The sequence below is a fragment of the Mammaliicoccus sp. F-M27 genome (assembly GCF_022387115.1).
Lineage (GTDB): Bacteria > Bacillota > Bacilli > Staphylococcales > Staphylococcaceae > Mammaliicoccus > Mammaliicoccus vitulinus.
Genome location: NZ_JAJNIE010000004.1, coordinates 60330 through 79842 on the forward strand (window position 1 = coordinate 60330; position 19513 = coordinate 79842).

The 19513-nt window shown below is 32.3% G+C and carries 18 protein-coding genes; 6 read left to right on the forward strand and 12 right to left on the reverse strand.

Annotated features, from left to right (window positions below):
* Positions 1–9 precede the first annotated feature (9 nt).
* Together opp3C and opp3b are read right to left on the reverse strand one after the other, a co-directional pair.
* On the reverse strand, positions 10–1080 hold the full coding sequence (gene opp3C, locus LQ598_RS05950) for an oligopeptide ABC transporter permease (protein WP_016912690.1): 1071 nt from the start codon (positions 1078–1080) through the stop codon (positions 10–12).
* Positions 1080–2006, reverse strand: a complete 927-nt coding sequence (gene opp3b, locus LQ598_RS05955; RefSeq protein ID WP_016912689.1) for an oligopeptide ABC transporter permease — start codon at positions 2004–2006, stop codon at positions 1080–1082. Before opp3b ends, opp3C begins: the two co-directional genes overlap by 1 nt.
* A 381-nt stretch (positions 2007–2387) precedes the next feature.
* Between opp3b and LQ598_RS05960 the strand changes: the two genes are divergently transcribed.
* Entirely contained in the window at positions 2388–2759 is a 372-nt protein-coding gene (locus LQ598_RS05960; protein WP_107537058.1) for a DUF3899 domain-containing protein, read from the forward strand.
* Between the two features lie 142 nt (positions 2760–2901).
* On the opposite strand, the gene fabF is transcribed toward LQ598_RS05960, so the two are convergent.
* A complete protein-coding gene (fabF, locus tag LQ598_RS05965) occupies positions 2902–4146 on the reverse strand; it encodes a beta-ketoacyl-ACP synthase II (RefSeq protein WP_016912373.1) in 1245 nt (414 codons plus the stop codon).
* A 14-nt stretch (positions 4147–4160) separates the two neighbouring features.
* Positions 4161–5102 carry a beta-ketoacyl-ACP synthase III gene (locus LQ598_RS05970; RefSeq protein ID WP_016912372.1) on the reverse strand — a complete coding sequence of 314 codons (942 nt, stop codon included), beginning with the start codon at positions 5100–5102 and terminating at the stop codon, positions 4161–4163.
* Positions 5103–5289: 187 nt separating this feature from the next.
* Here LQ598_RS05970 and LQ598_RS05975 point away from each other — a divergent pair, with 187 nt between their 5' ends.
* On the forward strand, positions 5290–5493 hold the full coding sequence (locus tag LQ598_RS05975) for a YjzD family protein (protein WP_107537059.1): 204 nt from the start codon (positions 5290–5292) through the stop codon (positions 5491–5493).
* Positions 5494–5531: 38 nt separating this feature from the next.
* Here the strand turns inward: LQ598_RS05975 and clpB are convergent, their stop codons facing one another.
* Positions 5532–8129 carry an ATP-dependent chaperone ClpB gene (gene clpB / locus LQ598_RS05980; RefSeq protein ID WP_107556621.1) on the reverse strand — a complete coding sequence of 866 codons (2598 nt, stop codon included), beginning with the start codon at positions 8127–8129 and terminating at the stop codon, positions 5532–5534.
* Between the two features lie 172 nt (positions 8130–8301).
* Between clpB and LQ598_RS05985 the strand changes: the two genes are divergently transcribed.
* Entirely contained in the window at positions 8302–8994 is a 693-nt protein-coding gene (locus LQ598_RS05985; protein ID WP_107537061.1) for a Crp/Fnr family transcriptional regulator, read from the forward strand.
* A 126-nt stretch (positions 8995–9120) separates the two neighbouring features.
* Here the strand turns inward: LQ598_RS05985 and LQ598_RS05990 are convergent, their stop codons facing one another.
* Positions 9121–9429 carry a metal-sulfur cluster assembly factor gene (locus tag LQ598_RS05990; protein ID WP_016912368.1) on the reverse strand — a complete coding sequence of 103 codons (309 nt, stop codon included), beginning with the start codon at positions 9427–9429 and terminating at the stop codon, positions 9121–9123.
* A 119-nt stretch (positions 9430–9548) separates the two neighbouring features.
* Here LQ598_RS05990 and LQ598_RS05995 point away from each other — a divergent pair, with 119 nt between their 5' ends.
* Genes LQ598_RS05995 through LQ598_RS06005 form a run of 3 tightly spaced genes read left to right on the forward strand, consistent with a single transcriptional unit; the run spans position 9549 to position 12557 of the window.
* A complete protein-coding gene (locus LQ598_RS05995) occupies positions 9549–10361 on the forward strand; it encodes a Cof-type HAD-IIB family hydrolase (RefSeq protein ID WP_016912367.1) in 813 nt (270 codons plus the stop codon).
* 12 nt (positions 10362–10373) lie between these two features.
* Complete coding sequence (locus tag LQ598_RS06000; protein WP_016912366.1) at positions 10374–11219, forward strand: DegV family protein; 846 nt, start codon at positions 10374–10376, stop codon at positions 11217–11219.
* A gap of 6 nt (positions 11220–11225) precedes the next feature.
* Entirely contained in the window at positions 11226–12557 is a 1332-nt protein-coding gene (locus tag LQ598_RS06005) for a CoA-disulfide reductase (protein ID WP_107537062.1), read from the forward strand.
* Between the two features lie 62 nt (positions 12558–12619).
* Here LQ598_RS06005 and LQ598_RS06010 read toward each other — a convergent pair whose 3' ends face one another.
* The 6 genes from LQ598_RS06010 to LQ598_RS06035 form a co-directional block, all read right to left on the reverse strand.
* Complete coding sequence (locus tag LQ598_RS06010) at positions 12620–13660, reverse strand: NAD(P)H-dependent flavin oxidoreductase (protein WP_226908919.1); 1041 nt, start codon at positions 13658–13660, stop codon at positions 12620–12622.
* Positions 13661–13775: 115 nt separating this feature from the next.
* Positions 13776–15191, reverse strand: coding sequence for an alpha-amylase family protein (locus LQ598_RS06015; protein WP_107537405.1), 1416 nt, complete (start codon positions 15189–15191; stop codon positions 13776–13778).
* Positions 15192–15348: 157 nt separating this feature from the next.
* The gene (locus LQ598_RS06020) at positions 15349–15693 is read right to left on the reverse strand and encodes a DUF1516 family protein (protein ID WP_016912362.1); all 345 of its coding nucleotides are present in this window, start codon (positions 15691–15693) and stop codon (positions 15349–15351) included.
* A gap of 597 nt (positions 15694–16290) precedes the next feature.
* On the reverse strand, positions 16291–17079 hold the full coding sequence (locus LQ598_RS06025; RefSeq protein ID WP_107537404.1) for a tandem-type lipoprotein: 789 nt from the start codon (positions 17077–17079) through the stop codon (positions 16291–16293).
* Between the two features lie 270 nt (positions 17080–17349).
* Positions 17350–17739, reverse strand: coding sequence for a tautomerase family protein (locus LQ598_RS06030; protein WP_107537547.1), 390 nt, complete (start codon positions 17737–17739; stop codon positions 17350–17352).
* An 864-nt stretch (positions 17740–18603) separates the two neighbouring features.
* Positions 18604–19509, reverse strand: coding sequence for a fumarylacetoacetate hydrolase family protein (locus tag LQ598_RS06035; RefSeq protein WP_107537471.1), 906 nt, complete (start codon positions 19507–19509; stop codon positions 18604–18606).
* Positions 19510–19513 lie beyond the last annotated feature (4 nt).

Consider the following 19513-nt stretch of genomic DNA (forward strand, 5'->3'; position numbering starts at 1 on the left):
TCCTCCTTATTATTTACGCATTTTAGGGTCGAAAGCATCTCTTAATCCATCACTGAATAAGTAGAAGAATAAGATTAACAAACTAAGCACGATAGCTGGTACAAATAATTCATGTGGGAAGATTAATAACATTTTTCTTCCTGTATCAACTAATGAACCTAATGATGCTTGTGGTGCTGGAATACCTAACCCAATGAAACTTAAGAAAGCTTCGAAGAATATTGCACTTGGAACTGTAAACATTGAAGTTACAATAATAGGTCCTAGTGTGTTTGGCAAGATATGTTTAAAGATTAATTTAAAGTTTGAAACCCCTAACGTTCTAGAAGCCATTACGAATTCTTGTTCTTTAAGTTTTAAGAACTGACCACGTACGATACGACTCATCCCGAGCCAACCTGTTACCGACATCGCTAATATAATGGTCCACATAGATGGATCGAATAATAATACGAATAAAATAACGACAATCAAGTTTGGAATAGAAGATAAAATTTCAACGATACGCTGTAAAATATCATCAATTCTTCCACCAAAGTAACCTGAAACTGCACCATATATAACACCGATAAAGATATCTAGTGCTGCTGCAACTAAGCCAATAAATAGTGATACTTGTGTACCTCTCCATGTACGTGTCCATAAATCACGTCCAAGTTCGTCAGTACCAAACCAGTAATTTTCATTCACGTTTTGACTTTCATATAAATCAAAGCCATCTCGGTCAGTACCATCAAATGGTAAAAATGGAACTTTATCTAACACTGGAATTTTTGGTGGTAAGTTAGCGTGCGAAACATTTTGATCACTAAATTTATGATCATTCATTAGTGGACCAGTAAGTGACACTAATGTCATGATTAACAACCCTATAAGACCAATGACTGCTAATTTATTACCAATTAATTGTTTCCATGCATCTTGCCAAAATGTACGACTTTTTCTTTCGAACTTTTCTTCTACTATTTTGTCTCTACCGTGTAATACAAAGCTATCAGCAGGCATACCTTGTGTAGAATGCGTGACTGAGGCATTATCATAACCGCTATTGTTTAATTTATTTTCTTGATCTTTACTCATTATTTCTTACCTCCTTGCACACGAATTCTCGGATCTATAAGTCCATATAATACGTCAACAATGAAGATAGATATTATAAATAAGAAACTAAATAATAAAGTTAAAGCCATAATGACTGGATAGTCATTTGTTTGAATCGAACGTACGAATTGGTCACCAAGACCTGGTACGCCGAATATATTTTCAATTGTTAAAGTACCTGTTAAAATACCTGCTAACATTGGAACGATAATTGTAACAATAGGAATTAACCCATTACGAACTGCGTGTCCAAATATAACTCGAGCGCTAGACATCCCTTTAGCTCTCGCTAATTCTATGTAATCAGAACCCAAGACCTCAATCATCTCAGAACGAATGTAACGCGCAATTGTTGCTGTCACACCTGCCGCAAGAGCAATTGAGGGTAATACTGCTGTCATAAATCCACTCCAACCTGCTACAGGGAATATTTGCCACTCCACTGCAAATACGTATTGTAGTAATACCGCTAGAACGAACGAAGGAACAGAAATAAATATTACCGATAGGAAGGTGGCCCCATAATCTATAATTGTATTCTGTCTGATAGCAGCAACTATACCAAGTAATAGTCCCGTTATAGTTCCTAAAATCATCGCATATGTACCCATTTCAACAGATGGTCCAAGTCTCGGTTTAATCAAACTCCAAACCTCTCTGTTATCGTATTGGAATGAAATACCAAAGTCTCCTTTTGCAACACTCCCTAAGTAATTTGCATATTGTACTGGTACAGGATCATTCAAACCATACTTTTCGTTTATAATAACCTTTTGTTCTTCTGATAATTTCTCATCGTTGTACGGTGAACCCGGTAACAATTTCATTAAGAAAAATGTTATCGTCATAATTAAAAACAATGATATGAACATATAAAAAATACGCTTCAAAGTATACCTAACCATTGTTTTGCCTCCTATCCCCTTATCGAATTCATATTTCTTTTAATATTCTGAAATATTTATATACATTATACAGAATTTATACAATGTAAATCAACACGAATATTCTGAATTTTGAATATGAAACTCTCTAAAATAGGTGATTATTTTATTACAATAAAGCGACAACGCGATGATAATATACACATATGCAGTATAATTATACCATTCATGGATAATTATTACCTATTTTTTCTAATTTTCAGTCATTTATTATGTAATCGTATGCAATAATTATACATAAGTAAAATTACACTTATTTTTTTATTAAGTTCCGCAAAACATAAAATCTTTTTTTCAATCTGTTATAATACAATTAATTCTAAACGTAAGAGGTAGGTAATTATGAAATTTTGGGGTATTTTTTCTATTTCGTATATAGGTATATTTTTATTATTATGTCTTATCTTTTTAAAGGATGTAGATCAAGCAGTTAATATATACTTTTATATTATGACTTTATTTTTTGCAGCAAGTTGGCTATTGGCAATGAAACAAGATGGTGTTGGAAAAGTATCACGTCAAGCTTTGAGAAAATTTAATTTCCACATGAAATCAAAAGCTTCACAAGATTATTTGAAAGATGATCAACTCATGAATCCTAATATGAATAATTTACATTTAAAAGAAACGAAACAATATAATTGGATAGTTCCATTTGTCACATTAAGCACTTTATTTTTTATCATTTCAATCATTATTGGATTTGTCGTTTAAACATCGTAAAAAAATGTTCGGACAATATCTTTCAAGTCTTCGTGCATTTTATCCAGTATTTACCAAAATAGTAAAATTTTAAAATAAAAAAAGATCTCTTCACTAGGCAATAGCCTAATGAAGAGATCTTTTATATTGAATATTATTTTGTATACTTTTTAAATACTAATACTGCATTATGTCCGCCAAAACCAAGACTATTACTCATTGCGTACTCTATATCTAATTTAGCCGCTTTGTTCGGTGTATAGTCTAAATCAATTTCTGGATCAGGTGTATCCGCATTGATAGTAGGTGCTACAATACTATTCTCAATAGATAATGCAGTTAAGATTGATTCAACTGCACCAGTCGCACCAAGTAAATGTCCCATCATTGATTTAGTAGAACTTACTTTTAAGTTTTTAGTAGCTTCTCCAAAAGTGGATTTAATTGCTAAAACTTCATATAAATCACCGATTGGCGTACTTGTACCATGAGCATTTAAATATTGAATGTCTTCAGGTTTAATGCCTGCATCTTTAATTGCTGCTTGCATAGCGCGTGCTCCGCCTTCTCCATTTGGTGAAGGTGCAGTAATATGATAAGCATCTCCTGTTGATCCATATCCTACTACTTCAGCATAAATATGAGCGCCACGTGCTTCAGCTGATTCAAGTGATTCTAGGACAACCACTCCAGCTCCTTCACCCATAATAAACCCATCTCTGCCTTCTTGGAATGGACGACATGCTGAATTTCTATCAGGGTTTGTAGATAATGCTTTATTAGCACTAAATCCTGCCATTGCCATTTCTGTTATAGGTGCCTCTGTACCACCTGCTAACATTAAATCAGCATCTCCACGTTGAATAATTTTAAAAGCTTCTCCAATAGAGTTTGTACCTGTTGCACAAGCCGTAACTGTACAACCGTTAGGCCCTCTTGCACCTAAATCAATAGATACTTGTCCTGTAGCCATATCAGGAATCATCATTGGTACGAAGAATGGACTTACTCTTTTAGGTCCACGTTTCAATAACATGTTGTGTGAAACTTCGAATGTTTCCATTCCGCCGATACCTGACCCAATCCAAACACCTATTCGATCACTGTTCTCGTCAGTAATTTCGAATTTAGAGTCCTTTAAAGCTTCACGAGCAGCAACAATTGCGTATTGAGTAAATCTGTCCATTTTACGAGAATCTTTTTTCGCAATATGATTTTCAATGTTAAAATCTTTCAATTCACCTGCTAATTTAGCTGGAAATTCAGAAACATCAATTCTTGTTATTTCATCTATGCCGTTTACACCATTAATTGCATTATTCCAAGTTGTAGGCACATCATTTCCTAACGGGTTTAACGTCCCTAAACCAGTCATTACAACACGCTTTTTCTCTGTCATTATTCAATATCCTCCTATTTACCCCAGCGTAACGTTATGGCACCCCATGTCAGGCCACCACCAAATCCAACTAGGACTATTGTATCGTTGTCTTTTATTTTACCTTGTTCTAATTCATATGCAATACTTAAGGGTATTGATGCAGCAGATGTATTCCCGAATCTATCTACTGTTACACTCATTTTTTCTTTTTCAATACCTAATCTTTCTCTAGCAGATTCCATAATTCTAATATTGGCTTGGTGTGGTACGAACATATCAATGTCATTTGCCGTAAGACCAGCTTTTTCTACTACTTTAGTAGAAGCTTCTCCCATAATTCTTACTGCGAATTTAAACACTTCTCTACCATTCATTTGAATCGTATGTTCATCCATATCTTGATATAAATATGGCGCTCCGTTACCATCTGAACCAAGCTCAACACCTAAAATACCTCTACCTTCAGATACTTCACCAATGATAGCAGCACCCGCTCCATCACCGAATAAAATTGCTGTACTACGATCATGCATATCTGTAATTTTAGTGAGTTTATCAGCACCAACTACTAGTACGTTTTTATAAAGACCTGAATTAACAAATTGTTGTGCAGTCACAATACCATAAATAAACCCAGTACAAGCCGCAAGTTGGTCCATTGAAGGCACTTTATTTAAGCCTAATCTCTTCTGTAAAGTTGTTGCAACAGTTGGAAATGGTTTATCACCTGTTGAAGTTGCTACGATAACCATTTCTATTTCATCTTTATCTATACCTGCATCTTCTATCGCTCTAACTGCCGCTTCATAAGCTAAATCACTTGTGTCTTCATCATCCGCAGCAAAGCGTCTTTCTTTAATACCTGTCATTTTAGTAATCCATTCATCGGATGTTTCTAAATATTTTTCAAAATGTTCATTTTTTACCACACGTTTCGGCGCATAAGCACCAAAACCTTTTATACCAATATCCATTATATTGACACCTTCTTATAATCTGTTGTTATTATCAGGTACTAATTTAACACACTTATGCCTTAATACACAAGCACAGTCTTATTAATAGAAAATATTTAAATCGTTTTCATAATTATAGGTATACAATTTATAAAAAGTTAATTATAATGAAAGATATGATATTAAAAGTTACGGAGGATGAGATATGCATTACATCTTAACATTCATATGGGCATTCTTATTGTCACAAATGATTAACTTTGTTTTACATAGTTTAGGTGGCTCTACAGAAGCGCTAAACTTTGTTAGTCCAACAGTTTATGCTGTTATCTTTACAGTTGTTATTATTCTACTAGATATTTTAGTTGGTAAACCTTCATCGGACAAACAAAAAGCACAACATTCATAAAAAAAATCCCGTCAATTTCATTTGACGGGATTTTTTCTTTATTCATTTACTTCAAATTTCACTTCACCATCTACTAGTTGTACATCTACATTTGTACCTTCTTTTAATTCTTGACCGATCATCAATCTTGCTAATGGTGTTTCGATTTGTCTTTGTACAAATCGTTTTAATGGTCTTGCGCCAAATTGTGGTTCGTATGCTTCTTGCGCAATCCATTCTTTAACATCTTGGTCCACATTAATTTTGATGTGTTGATCTACCAATCTAATATTTAAGTTCGTAACAATATGGTCAACGATAAAACTCATATCTTTAACTGATAATGGTTTAAATAATACAATGTCATCCATTCTATTTAAAATCTCTGGCTTGAAGTAAGCATGTAAACTTTCGTTCACTTGTTTTTTAGCTGAATCTTCAATTTCACCATCGTCTGTTACACCTTCTAATAAATATTGCGAACCGATATTACTCGTCATAATGATAATCGTATTTTTGAAATCAACACTGCGCCCTTTCGCATCTGTTAATCTACCTTCATCTAACAATTGTAACAATACGTTGAATACATCATTATGTGCTTTTTCAATTTCATCAAGTAGTATGACAGAGTATGGCTGTCTTCTAACTGCTTCAGTTAGTTGGCCACCTTCTTCATAACCTACATAACCTGGAGGCGCACCAATGAGTCGTGCGACTGAATGTTTTTCCATATATTCACTCATATCTATTCTAATCATATGTTTTTCAGAATCGAATAAAGTTGCTGCTAATGTCTTAGCTAATTCTGTTTTACCGACACCTGTTGGACCTAAGAATAAGAAGCTACCAATTGGTCTATTTGGATCTTTAATACCTGCTCTTGCTCTAACTACTGCATCAGATACTAAATCAACTGCTTCATCTTGTCCTACTACTCTCTCGTGTAAAATATCTGATAGTTTAAGCAATTTATCTCTTTCAGTCTCAACTAGTCTTGAAACTGGAATACCTGTCCATTGACTTACGATATAACCAATTTCTTCATCTGTTACAATTTCTCTAATCAAACGATCATGATCAGAACCTGTTTCTTCAGCAAATTCATTTTCTAGCGCTTTTAATTCCGCTTCTATTTGAGGTATTTTACCGTGTTTAAGTTCTGCTGCTTTCGCTAAATCATATTGATTTTCCGCATTTTCTAAAGCTTGTTTACTTTCATCTAACTCTGCTCTTTTATCTTGAAGTGATTTGATTTGTTCTTTTTCTTGTTCAACTTTACTTTGTAATTGTTGTTGTTTTTCTTTTTCGTCTGCTAATTCTTTTTGTAATTCTTCTAAACGTATTTGGCTACTTTGATCAGATTCAGACTTAAGTGCATTTTCTTCAATTTCAAGTTGCATAACACGTCTATTTACTGCATCTAATTCTGTAGGGTTAGAACCCATTTCTGTACGAATCGTCGCACATGCTTGGTCAACTAAGTCTATTGCTTTATCTGGTAAGAATCGATCAGTGATATATCTATCTGATAATTCTGTCGCTGCTACTAACGCTCTATCTTGTATACGCACACCGTGGTGAACTTCATATCTTTCTTTCAAACCTCTTAAAATTGAAATAGTATCTTCTAAGTCTGGTTCTTTCACGTTCACTTTTTGGAAACGTCTTTCTAATGCAGAGTCTTTTTCAATGTATTGACGGTATTCATTTAAAGTTGTTGCACCGATACAGTGTAATTCACCTCTAGCTAACATTGGTTTGAGCATATTACCTGCATCCATAGCACCTTCTGTTTTTCCTGCGCCAACAAGCATATGAATTTCATCAATGAAAAGTAAAATTTTACCTTCTGAATCTTTTACTTCTTTTAAAACAGCTTTCAATCTTTCTTCAAATTCACCTCTAAATTTAGCACCCGCCACTAAAGCTGATAAATCTAATTCAAATATCGTCTTATCTAAAAGTGATTCAGGAACGTCTCTTCTAACGATACGTTGCGCTAATCCTTCTACAATTGCTGTTTTACCTACACCAGGTTCCCCAATTAATACCGGGTTGTTTTTGGTTTTTCTACTTAATATGCGGATCGTATTTCGAATTTCTTCGTCTCTACCAATAACTGGATCCATTTTACCTTTTCGTACTTCTTCAACTAAATCTCTACCATATTTAGATAGTGCTTCATATTGCACTTCAGGATTTTGTGATGTCACACGATTACCCCCTCTTATTTTATTAATAATTTCATTTATGACTTCTTTCTTATTTCCAACGATGTCTTTAGTCGTTTGGTCAACTTCCATTGCTGCTTTTAAAATATGTTCCATAGACATGAAGTCATCTTGCATTTCTTCTTTAATTTGATTAGCTTTGTTAAACAATTCATTGAGTTTCGGCGACACGTATTGTCCATATTGGACGTTATCACCTTTTACTACAGAATATTGATTTAACTTTTGTTCATATTTCTCTTTTAATGATTCTGTATCAATTTTAGCTCTGTCTAATGTTCTTTTAAAAATACTTTCATCTTCATTTAACGCTGATAATAATACAGCTTCTATTTCAATATTTTGTAGTTGATGTGATTGTGATAATTGTTGTGCTTTCTCGATAACACTTTGAACTGAATATGTCATTTGATTAATATCCAAATGTATCACCTCTTTTAATTTTTCATCGGTCTAATAGTTTGACTATCTTTGACCTTAATTTAATTATATACTGTTTGACCTTCTTTGACAAATATAAAACATCAAATTTTCAAAGCTTTTTAATCCCATATTATGGTAAAATACAATTGAAAATAAACGGGGAAGTGATCTTTTGCAAACTACATATACAGAAGCTACTTCAGTTATTGAATACATTATAAACAACGGCCAACGACTACATTTTGACACTCACCATTATATATACCATTCTGGAGACTTATGTAATCATATTTATGTCATTTCTGAAGGAAAAGTTATTACACATCGTGTGATGGAAGACGGAAAAGAATTTAATACGAAATTATTAGGAAGACATAGTATCTTCGGTTCGACTACTTTGTTTTGTGGCAGAAAAACACATAGCCTCTCAGCCCGGGTGAAAGAAGCAGCAATCGTATACAGCATGTCAAAAAACCAATTTGAAGAAGCGATATTAAATGATGAAGTGCTAAAATACGAATGGTTACTGTGGGTTCAAAACGAAAACGAAAAGAACGAATATCTAATCAGAGATGTATATACTTTAGGAAAAACAGGTGCTTTCTATTCCATACTCATCAAACTAGCAAACACATACGGCGTTCAAGTTGATGATCGTATTTTGATTAATGTAGATTTAACCAATCATGAATTAGCTAACTTCTGTAACGTAACAAGAGAAAGTGTTAATCGAATGTTGAGCTATTTAAAAAAGGAAAACATCGTCTCTGTACAGCATAAAAGAATTACGATACATGATTTAGATTACTTAAAAAAATCTATAAACTGTGAAAACTGTCCTTTATCAATTTGTAGAATAGAATAATTAAAACTGTCCTACTCGAACCATACCCTAGGCAAGCTTGCACAAACAAAATCGTCCCATTATAAAAAAAGCATATCACGCTACTTACTGAATAAAATCAGTAGCGTGATATGCTTATTTGTTTTATTAGCTTACACCTAATGCAATTTTAGCGTAACGTGACATTTTGTCTTTACCCCATGGTGGATTCCAAACGATGTTAACTTCTGTTTCTTTAACTTCAGGTAATTCAGCTAAAGCTGTTTTAACCTGATCTATAATTTGTGGCCCCATAGGACAACCCATAGAAGTTAGTGTCATTTCTACTGTACATAATCCAGCATCGTCTAAGTCAACGTTGTATATAAGACCTAAGTTAACTATGTCAATTCCAAGTTCTGGGTCAATTACGTTTTCAAGTGCACCAATAATACTATCTTTCATTTCTTCTTCCATATTTTCACCTCATTCTTAAAGTTACTATATATAATATATCAAATTTAAAGCATTGGTTAAAGAAAATGATATGATATTATAGTATGTATCAAAAAGAAAATGAGTAAGGAGTTATCGATATGGAAAAACATTTAATCTGTTTAGATTTAGATGGCACATTATTAAATGATGAAAAGCACATCTCACCTTTTACTAAAAGCGTATTACAATATTTAAAGAAGTCAGGTCATGAAATTATTATTTCAACAGGTCGACCATATCGAGCAAGCGTAGATTATTATAATGCAATGGATATGAACACACCTATTATTAATTTTAATGGTGCCTATATACACCACCCTACTGACAATAGATTTGAACCAAAGCACGAACAATTTGACGCACGAATAGCTTCTAAAATTTTCCAAGATATAAGCCAACTTAACGTTAAAAACGTTATAGCAGAAGTAAGAGATCAAGTTTATATTAATACTTATGATCAAACATTATTTGAAGGTTTTAGTATGGGTAACCCAGAAATTAAGTATGGTGAATTAAACCAGTTACTTCCAGAATCACCGACGAGCTTATTAATACAAGCAGAGGAAAATGAAATTCCTAATATTAAGAAGCACTTAAATAAGCATTACGCTGAATTTATAGAACATCGTCGTTGGGGCGCACCATTTCCTGTTATTGAGATTGTTAAAAAGGGTATTAACAAAGGCAAAGCTGTGAAATATGTAGCTGAATATTTAAATATAGACTTTGATAATATCATTGCATTTGGCGACGAAGATAATGATTTTGAAATGATACAATTTGCTAATTACGGAATTGCTATGGGTAATGCTATTCCAGAACTTAAAGAAATTTCAACAGAAGTTACAGACACTAATAACAATGATGGTATCGGAAAATACTTAAACAAACATTTTGGACTAAATATGTAAGGGGTTATTCAAATGAAAATGATAGTAGATAGTGGTTCAGATTTAACATTATCACAAATTGAAGAATATGGATTCTACTTTTTACCTTATGGGATCGTCATTGATAACCAAAATAAAGTAGACCAATATGAAATATCGAACGAAGAAGTATTAGCTGCCATCAAGCAAAATAAACACCCTAAGACAAACCAAGCAACTATGGAACAAATGACTAAAGTATTCACAGAAATCGCCGAAAACAATGAACAAGCTATTTATTTAGCTTTTAGCAGCGCTTTAAGCGGCACATACCAAACTGCATGCTTAGTTAAAGAGCAAGTTAAAGAAGAGTACCCTAATCTTGACTTAGCCATCTATGATACTTTAAGTGCTTCAATGGGCTGTGGGAAACTTATACTCGATGTTCAAGATAAAATCCAGCAAGATTATACATTTGAAGAATTAGATCAATATATTAAAGTCAAACTCGAGAAAATTAGACATTTATTTACGGTAAAAGACTTAAACTATTTAGCAAGTGGCGGCAGATTATCTAAAGGACAAGCTTTTCTAGGTAATTTATTAAACATAAAACCTTTATTACACGTAGAAGAAGGTAAACTTGTACCTATCGAAAAATATCGTGGCTCTAAAAAGCTATGGCATGCCATTATAGAAAAAATGAAACATGAAAATAGCGACTTTTCAAATGAAACAATCTATATAACACATGCTGATGATTACGAAGATGCAGAAAGACTAAAATCATTGATGCAAGACACTTTATCACCTAAAGATGTGATCATTTCAAACATTGGTCCTGTTATTAGTTCTCATACAGGAAGTGGCACGATCGCAATATTTTATTATAAGGAGTGATCGTAATTGAATAAAATTATCGTAGTTGGTGCAGTTGCTGGTGGGGCCACAGTTGCATCACAAATTAGACGTCTTGATTCAGAAAGTGAAATTGTTGTATATGAAAAAGATAGAGATATGAGTTTTGCGAATTGCGGTTTACCTTACTATTTAGGTGAAGTTGTAGAAGATAGAGATTTAATGTTATCTGCAACACCCGAACAATTTTATAATAAAAAAAATATCACTGTAAAAACTTATCATGAAGCAATCGCTTTAAATGATGCACATAAAACAATTACGATTAAAAATCATCAAACTGGTGAAACTTTTGAAGACCAATATGACACACTTATTTTAAGTCCCGGTTGTCGAGCAAGACACTTACCTATTCAATCAGATAGAGTATTCACTTTAAGAAACTTAGTTGATACAGATGAAATTGAAAACTTTATCGTAAACGAAAAGGTTCAATCTGCATTGATAGTTGGTGCTGGATATGTCAGTTTAGAAATTTTAGAGAATTTATTTTATAGAGGCATAGAGACAACTTTAATTCATAGAAGTGATCATATTAACAAAAGTATGGATAAAGATTTAAATAACGTCATCTTTGAAGAATTAGATAAAAGAGAGATTCAATATCGATTAAATGAGGAAATTGAAAGTATTTCTGATCGAACAGTTACATTTAAATCTGGCCATGTTGAAGACTATGATATCGTTATTACAGGTGTTGGGATTGAGCCAAATAGTGATTGGCTGAAATCATCATCACTTCAATTAAATGAACAAGGTTACGTGCCAGTTAATGAATATTTCGAAACAAATTTAGAAGGCGTTTATGCAATTGGTGATGTGATTGAAACGTTTTATAGACATACTAAAACACCTACAAGTATCACTTTAGCTTGGGGTGCACATAGAGCTGCTTCGTTAATTGCTGAAAATCTCGTGGCGAAGTCATCCAATGAAAAATCTGCATTCCGCGGTCTGTTAGGAACAAATATCGTTCGTGTATTTGATTATGCACTAGGAAGTGTCGGCATCTCAGAAAGTGAATTGGAAAATTATGATGTTGGTGTTGTCGAGCAAACTCAAAAGCAACATGCTGGTTATTATCCAAATGCTGAACCCATTACGTTGCGCGTTTATTTCGAAAAGACTTCTCGTAAAATTTTACGTGCATGTGCAGTCGGTAAAGATGGTGCGGATAAACGTATTGATATCTTATCAACAGCTATCATCGGTGAACTCACGATAGATGAATTAAGAGACATAGAAATTGCTTATGCCCCACCTTTTTCTAGTCCAAAAGATATCGTCAATATGATAGGTTATAAAGCACAATCAAAATAAAAAGCATATCACTCTACTGATTTTTCTCAGTAAACAGAGTGATATGCTTTTTTTATTAAATCTTAAAAATCTTGCATTAAATCATCTATTACTTCTTTGACAGTACAGATTGATTTAATAGGACTTATACCTGTTCCTACTGATACATAACCATTTTCTGTATCTCCTTCTACCATACCAAGTCTCATATTTCTTCCAGCACCCATATGTTTAGCGAGTTCTTCATTTGTCGCACCATTTTTATCCATATCTTCTAATTCTTTAGCTAATTTACCCGGCAAAGATCGATAATATGCTGGCAAAGTTCTAAATAAAATTAAATCTTCAGCGTTCGAATCAACGATATATTGTTTTACATTTTCAGCAGCTGGATTTTCTATAGTGGGAATAAGCACACTACCTACATAGACACCTTCAGCACCTAAACAAAACGCAGCTCTCACTCCTCTTACATCGCCAACGCCTCCAGCAGCAATAACTGGAATACTAATTGCATCTACAATCATAGGCACTATGGAAAAAGTACCAATCACACGTTCTGGTACTGTTCCTCCCTCATCGAAACCAGTTGCTACAAATACATCAGCCCCCATTTCTTCTGCAGCTTTCGCATTTTCTATTGTAGGCGTTATAGGTCTAAAAATAATTCTCATATTATTTTCTTTTAATTTATTAAATAATTCTTGATCTAACAAGCCATTAATTAATACTATAGGTACGTTTTCTTCAATAAGCATATCAACGATATTTCCGACGAAAGTAATATCTTCACTGACCATAATTGTTGAAGCAAAAGGTTTATTTGTTAGTTGTTTTATTTTAATAATTTCTTTTCTCATACGTTCTGTCGTTTCAGCTGCTGAACACGTAACCCTTGCTTCTCCTGCATTTGGTCCTAATATCCCTAATCCACCAGCTTCGCTAACGGCTGCAATAAATTTAGGATTAGTCAATGAATTCAAAGGTCCTTGAATAATTGGTTTTTCGATATTAAAAATTTCAGTCACTCTATTTTTCATATTATATCCCTTTCCAATTAATTTTATATAGAGTATATTATTGCATATAATACTATTTATAAAGTAGGCAATAAATAATGACATAGTATCAAAATATGTACTATTACGCTATGAAAGGGTTTATGAGTCATACAGAAATATTTAATCTATATAAATAAACAGACGTACAACGATTAAATTGTACGCCTGTTCCTAATTTTTATTTTCTTTGTCTTTTACTTCTTCTTGAAACGAGGAAGATAAATAAACCGAATAACAATACAACTAATATAGCTGCTACAAAGTAACCATTATTTAATCCTCTTTCGTCAATCACTGCATACAACTCGCTTTCTTCTCTATCAGTGATTAAGTTATATTGATTGTTTTTATTTTTAATGCTATCTCCTAAAATTAAACCGGAAAGCATTTTATTTTTTTCTATCTCTTTATCTGTTAAAGTCACTTTTTTAGAATTGCTTGAATCATTAATATTCAAAATATAATCAACTGTATTCGTATCATAATAAAATACATTTGTGCCTTTATCATGAGGTAAGACTTTAACGTCTCCTTCAAGCAACTCTTGATATTGTTTGAACGTTTCTGAAATTTTTTCTAAATAATTGATGACTTCTTTATCCGTTCTAAAATTCTGTAATTGGTTAATCGTTTCTATTTTTGATCCATTAACTGCTATTTCCGTACCATAATTCATCATTATTGGCCCTTTATAACCCCACATATAAGTCATCATCTGCTTGATACGTGTGCCAGGAAACATATTTTCATTAGCTGCATGTTTAGTAAATCTTTCTGTAAACCAAGTGTCAGCAATGAGTACTTCTCCATCTTGCTTATAGTCTGGTATTTCCGTATCGACAGTTTTAAAAGCATTTTGGATAGCAGTTCTTGTTTTATTAGTAGATAAATGTTTAAAGTTTTTCGCATCAATACCGTCTTTATTTATAATGCCATAAGTATCTAATCCCTCAGGTAAAAATGCTTGAGCATCGATATCATCCTGTACAATATTCATTGATATTCCATCTACATCGTACTGATCTACAAAAGATTTTACTTTAGCTTTATAAATCCCCTGGTTCTCGTTATCTTTTAAATCTATAAATTTATCATTTTTAAAATAAGACTGTTGTACTTTGTTTAAATCACCATTAACAGATTGCTTAAATTCACCTGTATAAGTAGTCGGCATATCGACAATAATTTTCATGTCTTTTTTATGTATTTCACTAATAAGGGATTTAAATGCCTTTTCCCCACCTAAAACGTTATCAATCTCATCATAGTTATTGACTTTATAGCCTAAAAAGTCATTTTGTTCATGTGAAAACACTGGAGAAATGTGTATCGTATTAAATCCCATGTCATGTATATAGTCTAATTTAGATTCAATACCTTGAAAATCTCCACCAAGTGGTAAATCTTTAGATTTCTCGTTGTTTTTTATCATTTTATTATTATCATTATTACCGTTCATAAAACGATCGACGACTAAACTATATATTCTAGGATATTTAACATCTTTGTATTCTTTATCTTGCGCAAATGCATAGCCATTAAAAAGTGGCGCAATCAGTATTACTGTTATGATTAATTTTGTCCATTTATTCATTTACTCAACCCTCTTTATTACCAATTATCTCTATTATACTAAAACGTTTACTTTACTGATAGAACAACATGAAATTGTCATAAAAAATATTTCTATAGAAAAATCCATTCATAACTTTGTTTGTAAAAGTTATGAATGGATTTGTTACAGTTAATCATTAACCAAAATGTAATACACCCATTGGTAAATAACTACCTAATAAAATTGTTAATACCATCACAACAATAGTTGCAATGAAAAATCCTTGGCTCTTTTTATTCTTTTTCTTCTTAGCAATTGTCATTTCAATTAATCCAATTACAGCAAGTCCAAGAATAAATTTGATACCGTATAGCATGCCATTAATGCCCATAGCTTGTATAAATATAACAAGACCAGAAATTAATGTAAGCACCATGAATAATCTTAATACCATATGTACTGGTTTGTTTGTAACTTTCATATATACTACAAAGAATAAAATAATAGTTACTAGCCAGCTAAAAATATGGAAATGTATCATATTCAGTTCCCCCTAAATATTAATATTTGTTTTCCACTAGCATTATAACATAGGAACAAATATAATAAGGCTCTTTTTTATATACCAAATGTTAAAGTTTGTTGAGTTTTCACAATTTATTCAAAAGTTTATTCATATAACAATAATAAAAGAACTTTGGAGATAAATCTCAACTCAAAATAAATAACAACTTATACCACTGATATATTCAGCTAGACATGAGTTGTTATTAATTTTGAAATCTACGATTTTGCAAGTGTATGCTGTATGTTACAAGACTCACTAAACAAGCAACATAGAAGCACTGTATGTTTTAAAATCTTACGATTTTGAAAGTGCATGCTTGCCTAGGGGTATGGTTCGAGCCTGTAGTCTCTCACTCATACTATTCCCCCGGGCGTCAGCACTTTGCAAAATCGCGGAGAATATTATAAAGATTTTTGCTATTTATCATGTGGACCTTCACTTGATAAATTCATGAGGTCTATTTATCATGTGAGCCCTGACTTGATAATACCAAAGATATTGCACTTGTTTCCTCGGAATCATAAGCTGTCTCTTTCAACTTTATTTGATATTCATTTTTCATCGACATCTCTACTCCTTAGCTGGAACATAATTCATAAAATCTGTAAAGAATATGTTTTCTTTTTTATTCTCGACAAAAGTGTATTCTAAGTCATCGTATCCGACTGATGAACCCTCTAATTCTCCTGTACCTTTTAATAATAATTTTGGTGCTTTTTTAGTAGGAATATCATATCGTTTTCTAAGCTGTTTCACATTGTATTCATCATTTTTCAATTGATATTCTGCTGAATAGTTTGGCGCACTTGGATTATAAGATATATTGCCATCCTTATATTTTTTTAAGTCTTTGAAATCAGCATACTGTGCAAAAAACTTAAACTCTTCTATTTCTTTCTTTAATTTCTCATCGTTTATTTGTTTAGTAGGAATAATTTTATTGTTCTCCATTTTTATTGGATAATCTTTATCAATACTGTCAACCATACCGTCTTTATCTTCAAAAGTTTCCCTAGTTTCAAAGGACCCTGTCGCTGTCCTTTTATTTCTATCTATATTTAAGACCATTGCTCTTGAAAACATATTTTCCCCTCGTTTTTGGATAACCATTTTGGAACTAAGTATCCACATCCCTTTATCATCCTTATCAAACTCTTCATCTCGGTATCCTTCTTTGTCATATAGATCCTCTAAGTTTTTTATTGGGTACATGTCTAATGTTTTGCTGAATTTTTGCTTGATTTGTTCTTCTTTATTTGGCTTTTTACCTGTTACTTTATCCATCATTCCACATCCTCCAATAAATATTGTTAACATTATCAAACTTATGCATATTACTAATTTCTTTGAATGAACCATCTACTCACGCTTTCTATTTAACTTTTAATTGTTCGTTTATAGATATTTATATTACCATTTTATATAACTAGATAATGGTGAATCAACCTATTTTTTGTCTATTTACAAAAATTGATTTTATTAATTTATAAACGTGTCAAAACCTTTATTCTTATGTATTCTGTAACTTTCTTGTTTTATATTTTTAAATCTTATTTCACAAAGGATGTTTAATACAAACAAAAATAAAAAGCAACGATATTCAAATAAGAATATCATTGCTTTAACCTTTTACAATGATCCATTTAAAAACTGTGCTTCTCCATTAAAGAAACTCCAATTTTCATCTGTATTTTCTACTAAACTAAACATAACATCTTCTGTACGTACACCTAATTGATCATGTAGTTCTTCTACAATAGTTCTGTAGAATGCAAGTTTTTGCTCCTGCGTTCTAGGTCTTGTGATGATTGTGAATACTATTACCTCTTTTGTACGCTCAACACCTAACCCGGTATCCAATATCTGCATTTCGTAATCTTCGTGTTGATTAACGATTTGATATCGATCTCCTTCAGGTGCATTAAAAGTATCTAACATTACTTTGTACGAAATATCTAAAATTTTTTTAATTTCTTCTTTGTCTCTTCCTTTGATTAAATCTATCTTCATTAATGGCATGTAATAACTTCCTTCCACGTTAGATTTATTATACTCATTTATCATAATCACACTAGCGATTAAGTACAAATGATTTGGATGATTTATAAATTAAAAATCACTAACAACATTAGACAAAAAATGACATTTCATGATATTATGTATGTGTAGAAATCAAATAAGGACAACATGCGCTAACATGTTGCCCTTATGAGCCCGTTCGAAAGACGGTAGCTGATTATATTATTAAAAAATAACCATTAACCTGCTAAAGTTGGATGGTTATTTTTTTTGGTTATTATTACTAATTAATACTAAACCTATGATTGATATAACAATCATCAGCATTTCATAATCAGTCATGTTACTCCTTTCCAGGAGCAAAAACCAACAACATAGGCATCACCCCATTTTTATGAGAATAGCCACCATCTATCCAACTTGCTCAAGTTATATTATAGCGTAATCTAACATTGTGGACTATAGTATTTATCAAAATTTAAATTGTACACCTATTTATTTTAAAACTCATATAGTCCGTTCAGAAAAATTCCACTAACAACATTAGACAAAAAATGTCATTTCATGATAATATGTATGTGTAAAAATCAAATAAGGACAACATACGCTAACATGTTGCCCTTATGAGCCCGTTCGAAAGACGGTAGCTGTTTTAGTTAAAAAATAACCATTAACCTGCTAAAGTTGGATGGTTATTTTTTTGGTTATTATTACTAATTAATACTAAACCTATGTAGGTATGAAACGCACGAAGACTCAAGATAGCAAATCAAAAAGAGCGTAAATTCTTTGAAATTAAGAATTTACGCTCTTTTATGTTAACTAGGGATGTTAATATCCCTGACCTTTTTTATCTTTTAATGATTATTTTTTACTAATGAAAGTCGTTAAAGTACCAATTCCATCTATTGTTACTTTAACTTCGTCACCTGGCTGTAAAAATTGTGGCGGGTTCATACCTGCTCCAACTCCAGCTGGTGTTCCTGTAGCAATAATATCTCCTGGATGTAATGCTACATATTTTGAGATTTCAGCAATTAATTCATCAATTTTCAAAATCATCTCGCTCGTATTACCGTCTTGACGAATTTCATTGTTTACTTTCGTCACAATATTAACGTCTTCTGGTAATGGTAATTCGTCTTTAGTTACAATATATGGACCCATTGGGCAACCGCCTGTTAATGATTTTGATAAAAATGCTTGATCATGTTCTTTTTGAGCATTTCTATCTGTAATATCATTAATAATTGTATATCCGTATACGTAATCTAGTGCTAAACCACGTGGTATTTTTTCTCCTGATTTACCGATTACAATTCCTAACTCACCTTCGTAATCTATTTGGTCAGTTACATCTTTATGGTTAGGAATTTCTGCATTATCACCTGTTAAAGATGATGCTGCTTTAGTAAATACATATAGTCTATTAACTTTATTATTTAATTCTTCAGCATGTTTTTTGTAGTTACGACCAAATGCTATTACATTATTTGTCGGTGTTACTGGTGGTAAAAATTCAATATCTTCGAAGCTATATTTATAATCGTCTTTTTCAGCAGTTTCTTCTACTTTTACGACTGCTTTACGAACCGCTTCTTGAAAATCAACGTTAATATTTAATTGTAAGCCTTCTAATAAAGTTTTAGGGTTAAAATCCTCATCTCCAAAGTCTGAGAATACTTTACGTAAATCCCATACTGCTTCTTCACGCTTTACTTTCACACCATAAGAAGTTATATCTTTATATTTAAAAGTTAAAAATTTCATCCAC

Bases quoted from the DNA above. Each gene is read 5' to 3' on its own strand.
- opp3C (WP_016912690.1), bottom strand. From the start codon at position 1,080: ATGAGTAAAGATCAAGAAAATAAATTAAACAATAGCGGTTATGATAAT.
- opp3b (WP_016912689.1), bottom strand. From the start codon at position 2,006: ATGGTTAGGTATACTTTGAAGCGTATTTTTTATATGTTCATATCATTG.
- LQ598_RS05960 (WP_107537058.1), top strand. From the start codon at position 2,388: ATGAAATTTTGGGGTATTTTTTCTATTTCGTATATAGGTATATTTTTA.
- fabF (WP_016912373.1), bottom strand. From the start codon at position 4,146: ATGACAGAGAAAAAGCGTGTTGTAATGACTGGTTTAGGGACGTTAAAC.
- LQ598_RS05970 (WP_016912372.1), bottom strand. From the start codon at position 5,102: ATGGATATTGGTATAAAAGGTTTTGGTGCTTATGCGCCGAAACGTGTG.
- LQ598_RS05975 (WP_107537059.1), top strand. From the start codon at position 5,290: ATGCATTACATCTTAACATTCATATGGGCATTCTTATTGTCACAAATG.
- LQ598_RS05990 (WP_016912368.1), bottom strand. From the start codon at position 9,429: ATGGAAGAAGAAATGAAAGATAGTATTATTGGTGCACTTGAAAACGTA.
- LQ598_RS05995 (WP_016912367.1), top strand. From the start codon at position 9,549: ATGGAAAAACATTTAATCTGTTTAGATTTAGATGGCACATTATTAAAT.
- LQ598_RS06000 (WP_016912366.1), top strand. From the start codon at position 10,374: ATGAAAATGATAGTAGATAGTGGTTCAGATTTAACATTATCACAAATT.
- LQ598_RS06010 (WP_226908919.1), bottom strand. From the start codon at position 13,660: ATGTCATTATTTATTGCCTACTTTATAAATAGTATTATATGCAATAAT.
- LQ598_RS06015 (WP_107537405.1), bottom strand. From the start codon at position 15,191: ATGAATAAATGGACAAAATTAATCATAACAGTAATACTGATTGCGCCA.
- LQ598_RS06020 (WP_016912362.1), bottom strand. From the start codon at position 15,693: ATGATACATTTCCATATTTTTAGCTGGCTAGTAACTATTATTTTATTC.
- LQ598_RS06025 (WP_107537404.1), bottom strand. From the start codon at position 17,079: ATGGTTCATTCAAAGAAATTAGTAATATGCATAAGTTTGATAATGTTA.
- LQ598_RS06030 (WP_107537547.1), bottom strand. From the start codon at position 17,739: ATGCCATTAATGAAGATAGATTTAATCAAAGGAAGAGACAAAGAAGAA.
- LQ598_RS06035 (WP_107537471.1), bottom strand. From the start codon at position 19,509: ATGAAATTTTTAACTTTTAAATATAAAGATATAACTTCTTATGGTGTG.